Raw genomic sequence first — 16,681 nt, forward strand, 5'->3', positions numbered from 1 at the left:
TCTCCTCTATGATTGTTGAATAAATGATGGCCAATGTGTTTCAACGAAAGTATCACATGCTTCTTTCTGCTCTGGTCCAAAAACAATTTGCCATCCGCCAGGAACAGTTACATATGAAGGCCACAATGAATATTGCAGCGCATCATTTTGGAGTACATAAAATAAAGCATCACTTTTTTCAAACGGATTATACATGAATCATCTTTCCTTTCTGCTGTAAAAACTGGGCTAAATGTTGACCAATTGTACGAATTGGTACGGGTTGACACATATCTTTATGACGGCAAGCGACTTCTTCTATATGAAGCGTCCCAACATACGGTTGCCAAATCATCGGATCGACTTTTTCAAACCACTCAGGTAAAATCGTTGATTGGTAAAACATCACTTCCGCTTCACAGCGACGTGGCTCGTGCGCACGTAATAACGTGATGGAATTCATATACGTTTTCAACAAACGTTGTAACGTATCGACCGAAAGACTTGCCAATGCGCTGCCTTCTCTTTTCAATAACGCGATGACATTGTCAAGGGTCATCTCCCCTTCTATAAGTTCTACATCTAACCCACCGAGTGCTAATAACGCTTCGACAGCCTCTTCTTCTAATGTTTGGTCACCTAGTTGATGATGCACTGGATAAGCATCTAAAATAATGAGCGTCACACATTCATGTGCTGCCTCTAATTGGCATGCCATTTCTTGTACGACATTTCCTCCGAGTGACCAACCGAGTAACGTATACGGTCCTTTCGGTTGAACATTGCGTAAAGCATCAACATAACCTTTCGCCATTTCTGTTAATGTGTTCGGTCTCGTTACCTCTTCGGCGATGCCGACTGCTTGTAAGCCATATAAAGCTTGTTCGGGTGCTAAATGTTGCATAAAGCCGGCATAACACCAGCTCAAACCACCAGCAGGATGCACACAAAATAGCGGCTGTTCAGATGCGGTTGGACGCAATGGAAGTAAAGTTTGCAATGAATGTTGTTCATCAAACGTCGTTAAATTGGCGCAAATTTTTGACACGCTCGGTGCTTCAAATAAATGCCCGATTGATAACGTCACATCAAACGTTTGTTTAATTTTCGTCATCAGCTGAACCGCTAATAATGAATGCCCACCGACTTCAAAAAATGAATCGTGAATACCAAGCGCATCATTTTGTAATGTTTCTCTAAACAGTTGTAACATTACCTCTTCTGTCGGATTCGTCGGATGATCTTCTGAAGTCGCAAATTGCGGCTGTGGCAATGCTTTTACGTCTAATTTGCCATTCGGTGTTAATGGCATTTCTTCTAGTGCAACATATGCATTTGGCATCATATAATTCGGAAGGAGCGTAGCCAAATGTTTGGTTGCTTGTTGCACGTCCCATTCATCAGCAACGACATACGCAATCATTCGCACGTCATCGTCACTATATTGCTTCGTCACTGCAATTGCTTCATGTACGTATGGTAATTGCAATAAAGCACTTTCGATTTCATCAAGTTCAATACGGAAACCACGAATTTTCACTTGATGATCAATCCGACCGATATATGCCAAGTTTCCATCTGTCGTCCATTTCGCTAAATCACCTGTACGATACATTCGAGAACCGTCTTGTTTAAATGGATTTGCAATAAAACGCTCTGCTGTCAGTGCAGGTCTACCTAAATAGCCATGCGCAAGTCCATCGCCCGCTACGTACATCTCTCCGATGACCCCTGCAGGTACTGGACGTAGCGCTGCATCTAGTACGTAAATTTCTAAATCAGGAATAGCTTCTCCAATTAAACTAGCCTGTTTTTGTTGAACGATATCGCGATTCAAACGTTGATAAGAGACGTGCACCGTCGTTTCTGTAATACCATACATATTAACGAGCGTCGTCGTTTCACCGTATTTGTCATACCATGGGCGAATACGTTCAAAACTTAATGCTTCGCCACCGAAAATAATATAGCGAAGTTGCAAACGTCTTGACGCTGTCGCATCTGCTATCAGTAATTGATAAAAAGCAGATGGCGTTTGATTCAATACGGTGACGTTTTCCGATATGAGTAATGCATGAAATTCACTCGGTGTACGACTCACCTCATATGGCACAATAACAAGTTTCCCACCTGTTAATAATGCACCCCAAATTTCCCAAATCGAGAAATCAAACGCATACGAATGGAAGAACGTCCAGCAATCATTTTCATTAAATTGATACCAATGTGCCGTCGCATCTAACAACCGTAAAACATTGCTATGTGGAATGACAACGCCTTTCGGTTTCCCTGTAGAACCCGACGTATAAATAATGTATGCCGGATCTTCTGGCACGACACATTTATCAAGGTTCGTCGCCATGTATTGCGCATATGGAATATCATCTAAAGCGATTTGTTGTGCTGTTGGAGTCGTTTCAACAATCGTCAATATAGGCTTTGCACTTTGTAAAATATACGCCACACGTTCTTCCGGATATTGCGGATCAATTGGTACGTATGTCGCCCCTACTTTTAATATCGCTAATAATGAAACGAGCATATCGTACTGACGTGATAACACTAACGCCACATGATCATGACGCTCGACACCTTGTGCTTCTAAATGACGTGCTAACTGATTGGCGCGCTCATTTAATGCAGCATACGTATAACGTTTTTCGCCATCAACGATTGCGATACGGCTAGCATGTTTCATCGCTATCGCTTCAAAGCGTTCTACAATCGTCATTGGTGTAAATTGAGCAGGCTGCGGAGTAGATTGTGTACGTAACGCTTCATATTCTCCGCTTAACAATAACGATACGTCTTCAATGCGTTGCGCTCCGTTTTGCATTTGTTGTATCACTTGTTCAAATCGTGCCATTAATTGCACGATAATTTTTTTACTAAATTTTGATGGGTCATATGATGTTAGCATTTTTAACGTTTGTGCATCGTTCATTACTTCCACTGCTAATGATACTTTTGACGTCGCTGTCGGCATTAATCGTACGGGTAATGTACGACCGTCTAACGTCAACGTTAATTCCGGGTTATTTTGCATCGTCATCATGACGTCGAATAACGGATTTTTCGCTGATGTACGGTCTGGATTCACACGTTCAACGACACGGTCAAACGGAACAAAGTCATATGCATACGCTTTTTCGTTCATTTGATGCGTCGCTGTGATCGCTTCTACAATCGTCTCGCCCGGTGTAAATTGATAACGATACACAACTGTATTCATCATTAATCCAATCATTTGTTGCAATGGCGCAATCGGACGCCCATTCGTTGGTGAGCCAATCGTAATGTCATCGCCTGCGCCCATTTTATGCAGTACGATACTAAACGCCGTTTGCAATACCGTATAAAGACTGACACCTTGTGCTTGCGCAATACGTTGTAACGTATGGAATGTTTCAGGCTTTAACGTATACCATTCATAATCTCCTGCTACTTCTGTAGATGATGCTTCAACCGGTAGCGTGATTTCTGTCGGTACATCTTTTAATTGTTGTCCCCAATAATCTAATCCTTTAGTTGCATATGACGTTTCTAATAATTTGCGTTGCCATTCTACATACGAGGCGTACGATAATGGTGTTGTACGTGGTTTTAACTGCTCATACGCAAAGGCCAAATCTTTTAAAAATACCGATAAGCCATAGCCATCAATCGCAATGTGATGCCACAAAAATTGAATCGTATCGTCGTAAACAAATACTTTTACACTTAATTCCGTCGCTAAATCAAATAACGTATGCGCATCATCGTCAATGTTTTCTCGTGATGAATGAATGATTGGTATTTGTTGATCCGTATAGCGTTGCATCGGCACACCATCTACTAGTTCATATACCGTACGTAAAATCGGATGTTGCTGTTGTAAAATGGCGAGTGCTTGCACTAATCGCGCTTCATCTAAAGACACGTTTTCAATAATGAGTGGAATGTTGTACGTAGCAGATGGCTGTGTATGTTGCATAAACCACATCCCTTTTTGCGTCGCACTTAACGGTACGTACGCAGATGAAGGTACTTGTTCAAGGACCGGCCAAATTGCTGTAGATTGTGCGTCATCGATTGCTTTTGCCAACGTGCGAACAGTCGGTGCCGCAAAAATCGTAGCGATCGTAATATCGCAACGCCAAATGTCACGGATGCGCATCATTAACGCTGTCGCTAATAATGAATGACCTCCTAAACGGAAGAAATGACTATCCGCGTCAACTGCTGACAAATTTAATATTTCTTCATATAGCTTTGCTAGTTGAACTTCTGTTTTTGTAGATAAGGCGGCGCCTGCTGTCGATAATGCAGGCATCGGTAATGCTTTACGGTCGATTTTGCCGTTGTTTGTCATCGGCCATTTATCCATCGCTACCCAATATGTCGGAATCATATACGCTGGCAACGTTTTTTCTAATAGCATCGTATACTTATCTACATCAATTGCATGAGCACTCATAACATACGCGACGAGTTGATCAGTATCGTTTATTTTTTGTGCGAGCACAAGCGCTTCTTGAACCCCTTGTATAGCAGTCAGTGCACGTTCAATTTCTTGCAATTCAATGCGGAATCCACGAATTTTCACTTGGAAATCCGTACGACCGATATAATGTAATTGCCCATCCACCATTTTCACAACGTCACCCGTTTGGTACATACGTGTGCCATCATTCGTAAATGGATTCGCAATGAAACGCGATGCGGTTAATGCTGGTCGATTGTCGTATCCTTGTGCTACACCCGCGCCTGCAATATATAAATGTCCTTCCGTCCCCGGCAGTACAGGTTGTAAATCATCGTCTAAAATATAAATAGCTGTTTGAGCAATCGGTTGGCCAAGTGTAATCGCTGCAGCTTCTTTAATCGGTGCAACCGTTGACCAAATTGTCGTCTCTGTTGGACCATACATATTAAATACCAATTGTGTGTGCGCCAACATTTTCTGTGCTAATCGTTCTGGTAATGCTTCACCGCCAACGAGCGCGACAACGTTATGTAGCGATGCCGGCATGTAATCGACAAGCATTTTCCATAAACTCGGTGTTGCTTGAATCATGTTGATATGATATTGATCGATGAGCATTTTTAACGCAAGTGGGTCGTGCACTTGTGATGCGGTCGACAACACTACTTTACCGCCAACTGTTAACGGTAAAAAACACTCTAACATCGAAATATCAAAGGCATTTGTCGTTACTGCTAGTAGCGACGTTGCATCAGATACTGGCAATACATCTTGCATACCGATTAAAAAGTTTGATAGCTGCGCGCGTCCGACAACGACGCCTTTCGGATTTCCTGTAGAACCAGACGTATAAATTTTGTAAGCGATATCCGATGCTACAAGCGCCACATCTTCATAGCGAGGACTATGTTGCCACGGTGATGACGTCACATCTAACTGTGGAACATTTAAGGCGACGTCACCTTCACAAAGTAACACTTTCGCCTGTGCATCTTGTACGATGTATTGAATACGTTCGAGTGGATATACAGGATCAAGTGGAATATAAGTTGCACGAATTTTCAGAACTGCAATCATACAAGCGATCAATTTTGGCGTTCTCGGTAAATAAAGTGCGACATCATCTCCTGGTTGCACGCCTTGTTGGCATAGCCAATAAGCAATCCGATCACTTTCCTCATCTAATTGCGCATAAGTAACCGCATACTGTTCAGATTGAATCGCAATTTTTTCTGGATACTTGCGGACTTGTCGGTGGATTTGTGTAAGGATATCCGGTTGTGATACGAACGGTGCAAGTGCCATTACATCGGTTTGTAAATAACGATATAATGGCATCTGTTGTTCATGTAAAATGGTTGTGTAATAAGATAACCACATCGATAATGTCTGTTCATCATAAATCGCACTATTCCCTAGTAATTCACAACGCATGCCATTCGCTGTTGCAAATACATTGAATGATAAATCATCAATGACACCGATTGATAATTTATGCGTTTCAGCTTGCGCACAACCGAATGTTAATACTTCATAAAATGGCATAAAATTAAATTGTCCTGTACAAATACGTTCATCATAAGCAAATCCCGCATCCCGACGAATATGTTCAAAACGATATAAACTATGTTGTTTAATACGTGCTTCTTCACGTTGAATTAATTTTGCTACATCAATTAACGTCATCGTTGGCGATAGTTCAATTTGTAGTGGCACCGTATTCATTTGTAAACAAGGCACCGTCGCAGCGGCGTGACCGAAGCGATTCATAAACGGCACATTGATCACAACCGATGTTTTATGCGTCACTTTATACGTTAAACAAGCAAAAGCGGCCATCAAATAATGCTGGGGCATTAATTTTTCAGCAAAACTTCGTTGTTGCCATCGTTGAACATCTTCTGCTTTAAAATCCGTCACTGCTTGATGAACATGGCCATCCAATGTAACCGGTCGTTGAGAAAATGTCGCCAATTCATCGTCTAATCGTAAATATTGTTGCCAAAATTGTTTGTCTTGCGCATATTGTTCATGCTTTGTATAAGCTAATTGCTCGGCGACAACGCGTTCATAGTCACCGAAGACACTTAACAACTCTCGCTCTTCTAACAATGCTTCATATTGTTGCGCCGCGGCGCGATAAATCAACTGATAACCAAAGGCATCAATCGCTATATGATGTACTTTGAAAAAGAAATGAACGTCATGTGTGTTGTCGTTACATACGAACGCCGCTTCGAACAATATCCCATTCTCAATATGTAATGGCGCTGTTAAACGTTGTTTCATCCAAGCAATGGCATCCGTCGTATGAATGACTGGAATATGTATGTCACGAGGGACCGTTTGCTGATACACCTTTCCGTCTCGTTCAACGAATTGCTGTTGTAATGACTCAACTTGGGTCAATGTTTTCTCAAAAGCTAATCGTAAGACACCTAATTGTATGTCTCCTTTAAATGTCACATATTCTGCTGTTATAAAATTTGTATGCTCCGGATTTAATTGGTGTGCATACCACATCGTTTGTTGTGCATCTGTTAGTAGTTGCATATGATTCGCTCCTATTTCACGACGCATGCAAGCCATTCTGCAAGCGTCGGTTTTTGAACAAGTTCCATAAACGTGACGTTACTTCCTTGGGCACGGAAAGCTTCAACAGCCATCATCATTCGCATTGAATCCATCCCAACGTAGTGAAGCGGTTCATCGTGTGGTATTTGTTGAATATCACCATCTACGTATTCATTCATAATCATTAAAAATTGTTGTTCACTCATTTTTTACACCCCTACTATTTGTTCGATTTTTTGACGTAATGCTTTTTTATTTACTTTTCCTAATGCTGTTTGTGGGAAAGCGTCGATCCATTCGATACGGTCTGGTATTTTATACGTAGCGATTCCACGATGAGCAAGAAAGTCGATTAATGCTTTCTTATCAACGGCTTGATGCTTCACAATAAAAGCACACGTTTTTTCCCCTAAAAAGCGATCAGGCATCGCGACGATTGCTGCATCTTTTACAGCCGGATGCGCTAATAAATGATTTTCAATTTCTTCTGCGGCAATTTTCTCTCCACCACGATTCACTTGATCTTTATCGCGACCTGTCACTGTAATATAGCCATCTTCATCGACTGAGACGATATCGCCTGTTCGATAAAATCCATCTGCGGTAAAAGATTTCGCGTTATGCGTTGGTGCCTTGTAATAGCCTTGAATTGTATACGGTCCGCGCGTGAGTAAAAAACCTGACGTCCCAATCGGTACTTCGCGGTCTTCTTCATCGACGACTTTAATTTCATCGAATGGTGATAATGGCTTTCCTTGCGTCGTCACGATTCTTTCGATTGGGTCATCTAGTCTCGTGTAATTCACGAGTCCTTCTGCCATCCCAAACACTTGCTGTAATCGACAACCGAACGATGGCTCAATTTGCTTCGCTACTTCTACACTTAATTTCGCCCCACCAACGAGCATTACACGTAAGCTCGATAAATCATCAGTGCGCATTTTTTTAGCAAATAACCAATGAATTGCAATCGGTGGTACGAGTGCAACCATCGTAATACGCTCTTGAGCAATTAACGGAAACGCTTCGTCTGGGCTCGCTGTTTGACTCATTACAATCGTTCCACCTGCGTATATGACACCTAGTATCCCCGGTGAACTCATCGGATAATTGTGGGCAACCGGTAATACGACTAAAAAATTTGTATCAGCTGTCACGCGACAAATTTCATTACTTTTTTTGAGCGTATATATGTATTCATCATGTGTACGAGGAATAAGTTTAGAAAGACCCGTCGTACCTCCAGAAAGCTGTAAAAAAGCGACATCGCTGCTCGTTGCATCTATATGTGTATAGCACTGTTCGCTAAATAACGTATCATATGATGTAAATGTCGTTTCACCTACAACGATGACATGTTGTAGTGAAGCCACTTCTGCTTTCACACGATGCGCAATTGTTTCATAATCAAATTGATCATACGTACGTTGCGTAATGTATGCTTTCGCCTCTGAAAATGCACAAAAATATTGAATTTCATTGTAACGATGCGCAGGCAACGCAAATACTGGTAAAGCACCGATAATGAACAATGCAAAAATCGTTTCTACAAATGCAATCGTATTAGGCAACTGTACGACAACACGATCTTCTTTCTCGATGCCTAACGATTTCAAACCAGCCGCTAATTGCTGACTACGCTGCCATAACATTTCATATGTACATTGACGTGTTCCTTCTTTCACAGCAATGTGTTGTGGATGGCGTAGCGCTTGGTCTGCTAGCAATTGCGCTAATGTTTTCCCTTCCCAACAACCTTGCTCACGATAAAATGTTGCACGCGCTTCTGGCCATGGTGTAAAGCCTTCTAACATAGTATTACCTCCTAATTTCATTGAGAATCATTTTCATTTGGGATTTGAACTCAGTATATGCCTCATTTTAGGAGGTGGTCAATAAACTCTAATCGAAATCATACAAATTACTCAAAATGACTTTTTCTCCTTTTTCATCCTTTTCGTCATGACGAGCAATAGCGTAAAAAAATGTATAAACTAGCGCTTTCCAACATGCATGAGTATGCGATTTTACGACCTGTACATATGCAGACAATTACGTGGCTAGATATCAAAAATACGTTCCGATAAATATCCATTTTTATTTGTATAAAACATTGTCATATCAATGTTTTTTCGCACTTAAAAAAATTCAAAAGATAAATGTCCATATCGTAATTTAGAGTCTTTTGATATAAAAATTTGATAGCGAATCATTTATGTCATTTTTCCTTAAATCTCCATATAAAAAGAAAAACCAATTTTTCTGGATCAAAATCATCAAGAAAAATTGGTTTCTATTATTAACGCCACATCATCTTTGCACTCATATGTGGCACTTGATTATGTTCTACTTCATCTACAAGCTGCATCACACCAGGAATTTCATGATGATGCCAAACGAAATGTTCTGGTGTCATACCGTGTGATAAATTAATACGATCGAGTTCGGTCATCATTAGCTTTTCTTGCAAACTTTCATCTGTCGCAACTGCTTTTTCAAGTTGTGCATTGCAGTAAGCGATTTGCTTTTTGTTTGCCACTTTATATAATTCTGACGGCAATCTCACTTCAAATACAGCTGTAAACTGTGGAAATGATGAATCGTCTTGTCGGGCTACATATGCCGGCTTCGTTGCGGGCGCGACATCTTCATCTACATCAAATGCTGTCCCCGCTGAACCAGCTACGACTGTTTTACCGAGTGACTTTAATCCATTCGTTGCACGAGGACGATCTTTGTAAGCAACACCTTTCACGATTTCTACACCTTGTTCTGTCACATTTGTGAGCGTACCAGCGATGTCACGTACGACATAATCACCCGCTTTTTTCAAATCGCCTAGCCCTTTTTCAACGTGCAATTCGTTACGACGAACGAGTCCAGAACCTGCTGTTACGGTACCATCAACGACCGTACCTGCTAGTTTCACCGTATTCCCCGTTGCTTGGCCAAGTAATGGTGCAACATCTTCTACCCATTTACCTGCTTCTTTTAACGGCGTTAATTGAATACCTTTTCCTGCAAGTGATACACCTGTTTTAATAGAGCGATCGACGACATTTCCTAATCCTTTACCGAGACGTTTTCCTAAATCCATGAAATCCCCCCTAGCTTGATTTGTTACCTCTATTTTACAACAGATGAAATTTAAATACATAACGAAAAGAAGAGGTGACGAGTTACCATCACCTCTTCTTTCTATGAACAGTTATACTTCTGCTGGGACAAATTGTTCGACGATAACACTATTGACTGCGTTAATATAAGCTTCTGCACTCGCGCGAATGACGTCTGTATGCGTCGCTTTCGCAATGTACGTTTTATCGCCGTATTTCACTTGTATTTTCACTTTACCAAGCGCTTCTTTACCACGTGTCACGCTTGAAATTTTATATTCCATCATTTCAAAATCAACGTCGATTACTTCTTTTAATGCTGTATAAAGCGCATCAATTGGACCGCTACCGACCGCACTTGATTTATATACTTCTTGACCTTTTGATACTTTAATCGTCGCTGATGGGAAAATCGGGTTACTAATTACTTGAATGTCATCTAATACATAGAAATCATCTGCATGCTGTTCGAACGTCACCGCTTTGTCTGTACGGCGTAAATAATCTTCAACAAGAATGAATAAATCGTGATCGTACACTTCTTTTTTCGCATCGGCTAGCGATAAGAAATCTTCAAATACACCTTCAAATTGTTCATCCGTAATATCAATTGAAAGATTTTGAATCGCATTTTTCACTGCGTGACGGCCAGAACGCGCTGTCAGCACTAGTTCCATATCGTCTAAACCAACTTCTGTCGGATGAATAATTTCATAAGCGTCACGAGATTTTAATAAACCATCTTGGTGGATACCTGATGAATGCGCAAATGCATTATCTCCCGTAATTGCTTTATTCACTTGAACATCTAATCCCATTAAGCTAGAAACGATTTTAGACGTATTCATAATTTCTTTCTTATTTACATTCGTAAATGCATCATAGTAATCACTACGTGTCGATAACGCCATGACGACTTCTTCAAGTGCAGCATTACCGGCACGTTCACCGATACCATTCACCGTACATTCCACTTTATCTGCACCATTTTTGACAGCTTGTAGTGTATTCGCTGTAGCCATTCCAAGGTCATTATGACAATGCACGCTTAACAATACATCTGGATTGACGTTTTTAATACGATCGTTCAGTTTATAAATTAACTCACCAAATTGTTCTGGTACTGCCCAACCAACCGTATCTGGCACGTTGATCATCGTCGCACCTGCTTTAATGACCGCTTCAATCGTTGACCATAAGTATTCAAAATCCGAACGAGATGCATCTTCTGTAGAATATTGCACTTGTGGTAAAAGCGTTTTCGCATATTTCACTGCGTCTACACCTATTTGTAAAATTTGCTCTTTCGATTTGCTAAATTTCTTTTCAACATGAATATCAGATGTACCTAGCACCATATGAATCATCGGATTTTCCGCATATTTCACTGCGTTATAAACGGCATCAATATCTCCTTTGACAGCACGAGCAAGTGCGGTAATCATCATATCATCTGTATGCCCAACTTGCTGTGCAATTTGTTTCACGGCTTGGAAGTCTCCTTCTGACGATGCCGGGAATCCTGCTTCAATAATATCAACTTGTAATTTTTTTAACTGCTGGGCCACCTCTAGCTTTTCATAAATATTTAGCTTTGCACCAGGTACTTGTTCTCCATCACGTAACGTTGTATCAAATAACCAAATTTTTCTCGACATCGTTCAACACTCCTCTTCCGTTTTCACATTTTTATAAACAAAAAACACCTCGCCTCTACAATAGAGACGAGGTGTTAACTCGCGGTACCACTCTAATTGAGCGAATGTAATATATCGCTCCACTTTATGAGCTTTTGAAAGCTCCATACGATAACGGGTATGACGCGCTTATCCTACTAATTTTTCAGATAATGTGCTCCCGGACGAGTTCAAAGTGCTTTCTTGCTAATTCTCACCAACCATTAGCTCTCTGAAAAGAAAGTTCACTTTTACTACTTCCGTTCTTTGCATGTAATATATTAGCTTGATATCATCATAGCGGTAAGTATTTTGAATGTCAACAATTTTCAGAAAAATAATAATAAATTATTTTCTCGTCATCGTCGGACGATCATTTTGCCACGTAATATCAACAGGCATTTGCACGAATTCTGACATCGTTTCTGACGTTAAAATTTCTTTCGTATCTCCCGCTGCGAATACTTTTCCATCTTTTAATAAAAGCGTTTTCGTAAATTGCGGTAAAATCTCATTTAAATGATGCGTCACGTATAACATCGTCGGACCATTTTCTAAATTCCCAATACGTTCAATCGTATCTAATAGTTGTTCTCTTGCAACGAAATCGAATCCTGTCGCTGGCTCATCTAAAATAAGCAACTCCGGCTCACCCATTAAGGCGCGTCCTAATAAAGCACGTTGTTTTTCTCCTTGTGATAATACGCTGTACGGTTGATTTGCGAAATCATAAGCGCCTAACTCACGTAAAATTTGAATCGCACGTGTACGCATCTCATCTGTTACTCGTTCGTATAAACCGATTGAAGCAAATGCACCACTTAATACAATTTCAAAAGCGTTATCATCTTCGTGCAACATTTGTTGAAGCCCTGCAGAAACGATACCAATTTTACGACGTAGTTCATCTCCTAAAATAGATTGACCGAATGTACGTCCACAAACTTCGACTTCGCCGGTAGACGGTAAATAATATGCACATAGCATATTCAATAGCGCTGTTTTCCCAGCGCCGTTCATACCATACACCGCCCAGTGCTCACCTTTTTCGACGTCCCAGTTAATACCGTCTAAAATTTGTTTACCTTCTCTACGAAGCGTAATATCTCGTAAATGAATGACCATGAAAATCCCCCTTTTTCTTTTCTAAAATTAGCGTACATCTGCTATTTTAAAAAATCAATGATTGCACAAAAAAGACGGTGCGCATTTGCACACCGTCTCTCTCATTCATTGATTAGCCAATTAAGTTATGTTTTACAACTTCGTACGCTTGGCAAATATCCATCATGTCTTCTTCAGAAGCTTCGATCATACCAGAAGCAATATCGTAAAGGCTAGCTTCGTCGTTCATTGCTAAGTCGTTTAGTAATTGGCCTTCCATTTGGTCTACATATTGTTGAATTGAATTGTTCATCATCTGTATCATTCTCCTTTTGTTTTCTGTATTATTATTTAACATCATCTACGATGTAACGTTCCTTCTTGTTACCTACATCATACAAGGTCTCTCATTTAAAATCTACTATTTTCGCTCGAAAAAATTTGACTTTGTGACACAAATATGTATATTACATTTTTTAGCCCTTTGATAACGTTTTCTTGTTATTTAAACCACTTTTTCTATAATTATTTTGAAAATTCCTTCCATATTTCCTAGTAATGATTTACTGTATGTCGAGGTTATCAATCAATGATGCAATTCTTTAATTGTCAGAATAAATAAATTAAATATCACATTTTTGATATATAACAGATTATCTTTAATTGCTATCTGTTATATTTTTTTAATGTTTTTATAGACTAGCGAGTACTATTTATTCAAAAAAAGGACACAAAAAAACGGATGTTATTAAAACATCCGTCTTTGAACACTATCCTAAGAACGCTTTTAACATCCATACGTGTTTTTCTAACTCTGTATGAATACCTAACAGTAAATCTGATGTCATTTCATCGTTTGCTTGTTGCGCTACTTCCATACCTTTTGTTAAATCTTCTAACAAACCTTCAAAGTCTTTTGTGATCGCAGCGACCATTTGTTTTGCATCTTCTTCGTAAGTGCCTTCTTCAATCGTTGAAAGTGCTAAATGCTCTTTCATTGTAGCAACTGGTTCACCTTTTATCGCTAAAATACGTTCTGCAATGACGTCAATATGCGCCCCTGCTTCTGTATACAGTTCTTCAAATTTCGCATGAAGTGTAAAGAAGTCGCTTCCTTTTACGTACCAGTGATAGTTGTGCAGCTTCACGTATAAAACGCTCCAGTCTGCTACTTGTTTGTTTAATACATCAATAACTTGTTGATTCATATCCAAAACCCCTTTTTTTAACTGATACTATACTGTTCCACAAATTACGCATCAAAAACATAAAATGACACACAAGCTAGTTCAAAATAGCGTATTTCCACAAAAAATAGTGAATACAGCATTTATTCATTAAATTTTTAACACGAATTTTTTTTACAACGATTCCACCGAGGTCTCATATGCAATATTTTAAATTCAGTCTTAACTGCTCATTGTCAAAAAATTAGACTTCAACGATAATGAGGGTATAATTAACAATTTTAGGAATAGATTTTTACTTTAAATAGATAGGTCGTGTTATGAAATGAAATATGTTTTATGTTATTTACTCATGTTTGGTGCTGTTGTCACTACAATGCCTCATCAATTAACAGCGGTTGCCGCAACAGAAAGCACTACAGAAGGCGTCGCTGTAACGAACAAACCGATTGAAGTAGATATTGTCGACGAAAAAAACCAAACTGTCGTGCGCTCATTTACGCTCAAAGAAAATAAAGTAGTCACACTGAAAGCGCCGATGTCTCAATTAGGAACACCTATTACGATTCATCATAAACGTCAACCAGCAGGTAAACTATTCGTTACAAAAGCAACAAACTTTACGTATTCAAATCGCGTTAAAACAATTACTACTGCTCAAAAGAAAAAGTTGGATCAGCTTGAAATCAAATGGCGACAAAACTTGACGAAAAATCAGGCTGTGTCGTTGAAAGATTACGCAGCGAGTGGCTTTATGGCAATCAACGGTTCGTTACGCGGCATTGAAAAGCCAACACCATATACAGACAACCGCATTAAAGCAATCGATCATGCACTTGCAAAGTTTCAAAACCCTTATGCGGTTACGCTTTGGCGTGGTACAAAATTAAAAACATTTAAATACGGTTTAGCAAAAGGTAAACTGCATATCGGTGCGCGTTATAGCGACCAAGGCTATTTATCTACCTCACTTATAAAAGAAGGAATTCTCGGTTTCGGGACGAATGCCGTCGTTAAAGTGCAACTGCCAAAAGGTAACTATGCAGCACCGCTTTATAAAATATCAGATTATGAAAATGAACAAGAGATGTTATTAAAACGTGGCACAAAATTTATCGTTACTGGAATTGAAAAAAAGACCGATCAAACATGGATTACCGTTCATGTGTTAAAAAATTAAGTACTAGTCTGAGATATTGTGTTAAAAATGGGTAGCCTTATGTAAAAGGAGTAATAAAACAGTAGACAAAAAAATAGACAAATGGGTATATATGTATAAAATGATATCTCGTTAAAATCAGGTGAAAGGATGCTAAGGAATGAAGCGGGCTTATAAGCTGGAAATAAAACCAACTGACCGGCAACGTGAAAAACTTATCAGAACTTTTGGTGTATGTCGTTATGTCTACAACATGTATATTGCAACAAATATAACTGCCTATAAAGAAGGCAGACCCTTTATGAGTGGATATGATTTTTCAAAATGGTTAAATAATGTGCACGTGAAGCAGCGTCAACAAGATTTGTGGATTAAATCCGTATCAAGTAAGGCTGTTAAACAATCCATCATGAATGCAGAACGTGCGTATAAAAACTTTTTTAAAGGGCTGAGTAAATATCCTCGTTTTAAGAAAAAGGCACGTCAAGATATAAAAGCTTACTTTCCCAAAAATAATCAGACCGATTTTGAAGTGAAACGCCATCAAATCAAAGTGCCGACGCTCGGCTGGGTAACATTGAAAGAATATGGTTATCTTCCGAAAGATGCTGTCATCAAAAGCGGTACAGTATCACAAAAAGCTGACCGATTCTATATTTCTGTTTTATGCGAAGTGCCTGAGTGTTCTAAGCAAACATATGAATCAGAAGGTATTGGTATTGATTTAGGGATCAAAGATTTTGCCATTATGAGTAACGGTAAGGTTTATAAAAATATCAATAAAACAGATAAAGTAAGAAAGCTTGAAAAACGATTGAAACAAGCTCAACGGAAATTGAGCAGAAGTTATGAACAAAACAAAAAGGTAGGTGAAAACTGCTACTTTAAAAATAGACAAAAACAAATTTGTCGCGTACAAAAGTTACATCAGCGTCTAGCGAATATTCGAGAAAACTACCAGAAGCACATTGTGAATGACTTGGTAAAAACCAAACCAGCATTCATTACACTAGAAGATTTAAATGTTCGAGGTATGATGAAAAACAGACACTTATCAAAAGCGATTGCACAGCAAGGCTTCTTCAATTTTAGAACGAAGTTGCAAATGAAGTGCGAAGCGTATGGCATTGAATTGCGCCTTGTGAATCGCTTTTATCCGAGTTCTAAATTGTGTAGCGTCTGTGGTCATAAAAAAGTAGATTTAACATTGAAAGAACGCGTTTATGAATGCACGAACTGTCATAAAGTGTTAGATCGAGACTTGAACGCTGCCATGAATTTAAAACAAGCTACACAATATGAATTGCTCGTGTCAGTTTAAATGAATATAGTACGGTGGGCTACATCGGAATTGAAGCCTGTGGAGAGTGACACGAAACGTTAGTAGGGAGCAAGTGCCGAGGACGCATTCTGAGAAGCAG

The 16,681-nt window shown here is 39.5% G+C and carries 11 protein-coding genes and 1 other annotated feature; of the genes, 2 read left to right on the forward strand and 9 right to left on the reverse strand.

Annotated elements, in window-relative coordinates; all coding sequences use genetic code 11:
• Window positions 1-6: 6 nt before the first annotated feature.
• The 9 genes from KMHG_RS00620 to KMHG_RS00660 all read right to left on the reverse strand — a co-directional run bounded on the left by KMHG_RS00620 (window position 7) and on the right by KMHG_RS00660 (window position 14,122).
• Window positions 7-195, reverse strand: a complete 189-nt coding sequence (locus KMHG_RS00620) for an MbtH family protein (protein WP_010285902.1) — start codon at window positions 193-195, stop codon at window positions 7-9.
• Window positions 188-6,997, reverse strand: coding sequence for a non-ribosomal peptide synthetase (locus tag KMHG_RS00625; protein ID WP_010285906.1), 6,810 nt, complete (start codon window positions 6,995-6,997; stop codon window positions 188-190). The genes KMHG_RS00620 and KMHG_RS00625 overlap by 8 nt, the downstream gene beginning before the upstream one ends.
• An 11-nt stretch (window positions 6,998-7,008) precedes the next feature.
• Complete coding sequence (locus KMHG_RS00630) at window positions 7,009-7,224, reverse strand: phosphopantetheine-binding protein (RefSeq protein ID WP_010285907.1); 216 nt, start codon at window positions 7,222-7,224, stop codon at window positions 7,009-7,011.
• Window positions 7,225-7,227: 3 nt separating this feature from the next.
• Window positions 7,228-8,832: a (2,3-dihydroxybenzoyl)adenylate synthase gene (locus KMHG_RS00635; protein WP_010285910.1), complete on the reverse strand. Its 1,605-nt coding sequence runs from the start codon at window positions 8,830-8,832 to the stop codon at window positions 7,228-7,230.
• A gap of 485 nt (window positions 8,833-9,317) precedes the next feature.
• Window positions 9,318-10,115, reverse strand: a complete 798-nt coding sequence (locus KMHG_RS00640) for an HNH endonuclease (protein ID WP_010285913.1) — start codon at window positions 10,113-10,115, stop codon at window positions 9,318-9,320.
• A 111-nt stretch (window positions 10,116-10,226) separates the two neighbouring features.
• Window positions 10,227-11,792: a 2-isopropylmalate synthase gene (locus KMHG_RS00645; RefSeq protein WP_010285915.1), complete on the reverse strand. Its 1,566-nt coding sequence runs from the start codon at window positions 11,790-11,792 to the stop codon at window positions 10,227-10,229.
• 59 nt (window positions 11,793-11,851) lie between these two features.
• Window positions 11,852-12,087 (reverse strand) — a binding site (T-box leader).
• 71 nt (window positions 12,088-12,158) lie between these two features.
• Window positions 12,159-12,935 carry an ABC transporter ATP-binding protein gene (locus KMHG_RS00650; RefSeq protein WP_010285916.1) on the reverse strand — a complete coding sequence of 259 codons (777 nt, stop codon included), beginning with the start codon at window positions 12,933-12,935 and terminating at the stop codon, window positions 12,159-12,161.
• A gap of 112 nt (window positions 12,936-13,047) precedes the next feature.
• Window positions 13,048-13,230, reverse strand: a complete 183-nt coding sequence (locus KMHG_RS00655) for a hypothetical protein (protein ID WP_010285918.1) — start codon at window positions 13,228-13,230, stop codon at window positions 13,048-13,050.
• 454 nt (window positions 13,231-13,684) lie between these two features.
• A complete protein-coding gene (locus KMHG_RS00660) occupies window positions 13,685-14,122 on the reverse strand; it encodes a Dps family protein (RefSeq protein WP_010285920.1) in 438 nt (145 codons plus the stop codon).
• A gap of 304 nt (window positions 14,123-14,426) precedes the next feature.
• Between KMHG_RS00660 and KMHG_RS00665 the strand changes: the two genes are divergently transcribed.
• A complete protein-coding gene (locus KMHG_RS00665; protein WP_010285924.1) occupies window positions 14,427-15,281 on the forward strand; it encodes an ADP-ribosyltransferase in 855 nt (284 codons plus the stop codon).
• A gap of 139 nt (window positions 15,282-15,420) precedes the next feature.
• The gene (locus KMHG_RS00670; RefSeq protein WP_010285926.1) at window positions 15,421-16,581 is read left to right on the forward strand and encodes an RNA-guided endonuclease InsQ/TnpB family protein; all 1,161 of its coding nucleotides are present in this window, start codon (window positions 15,421-15,423) and stop codon (window positions 16,579-16,581) included.
• Window positions 16,582-16,681 lie beyond the last annotated feature (100 nt).

It is taken from the genome of Kurthia massiliensis (assembly GCF_000285555.1).
GTDB classification, from domain to species: domain Bacteria; phylum Bacillota; class Bacilli; order Bacillales_A; family Planococcaceae; genus Kurthia; species Kurthia massiliensis.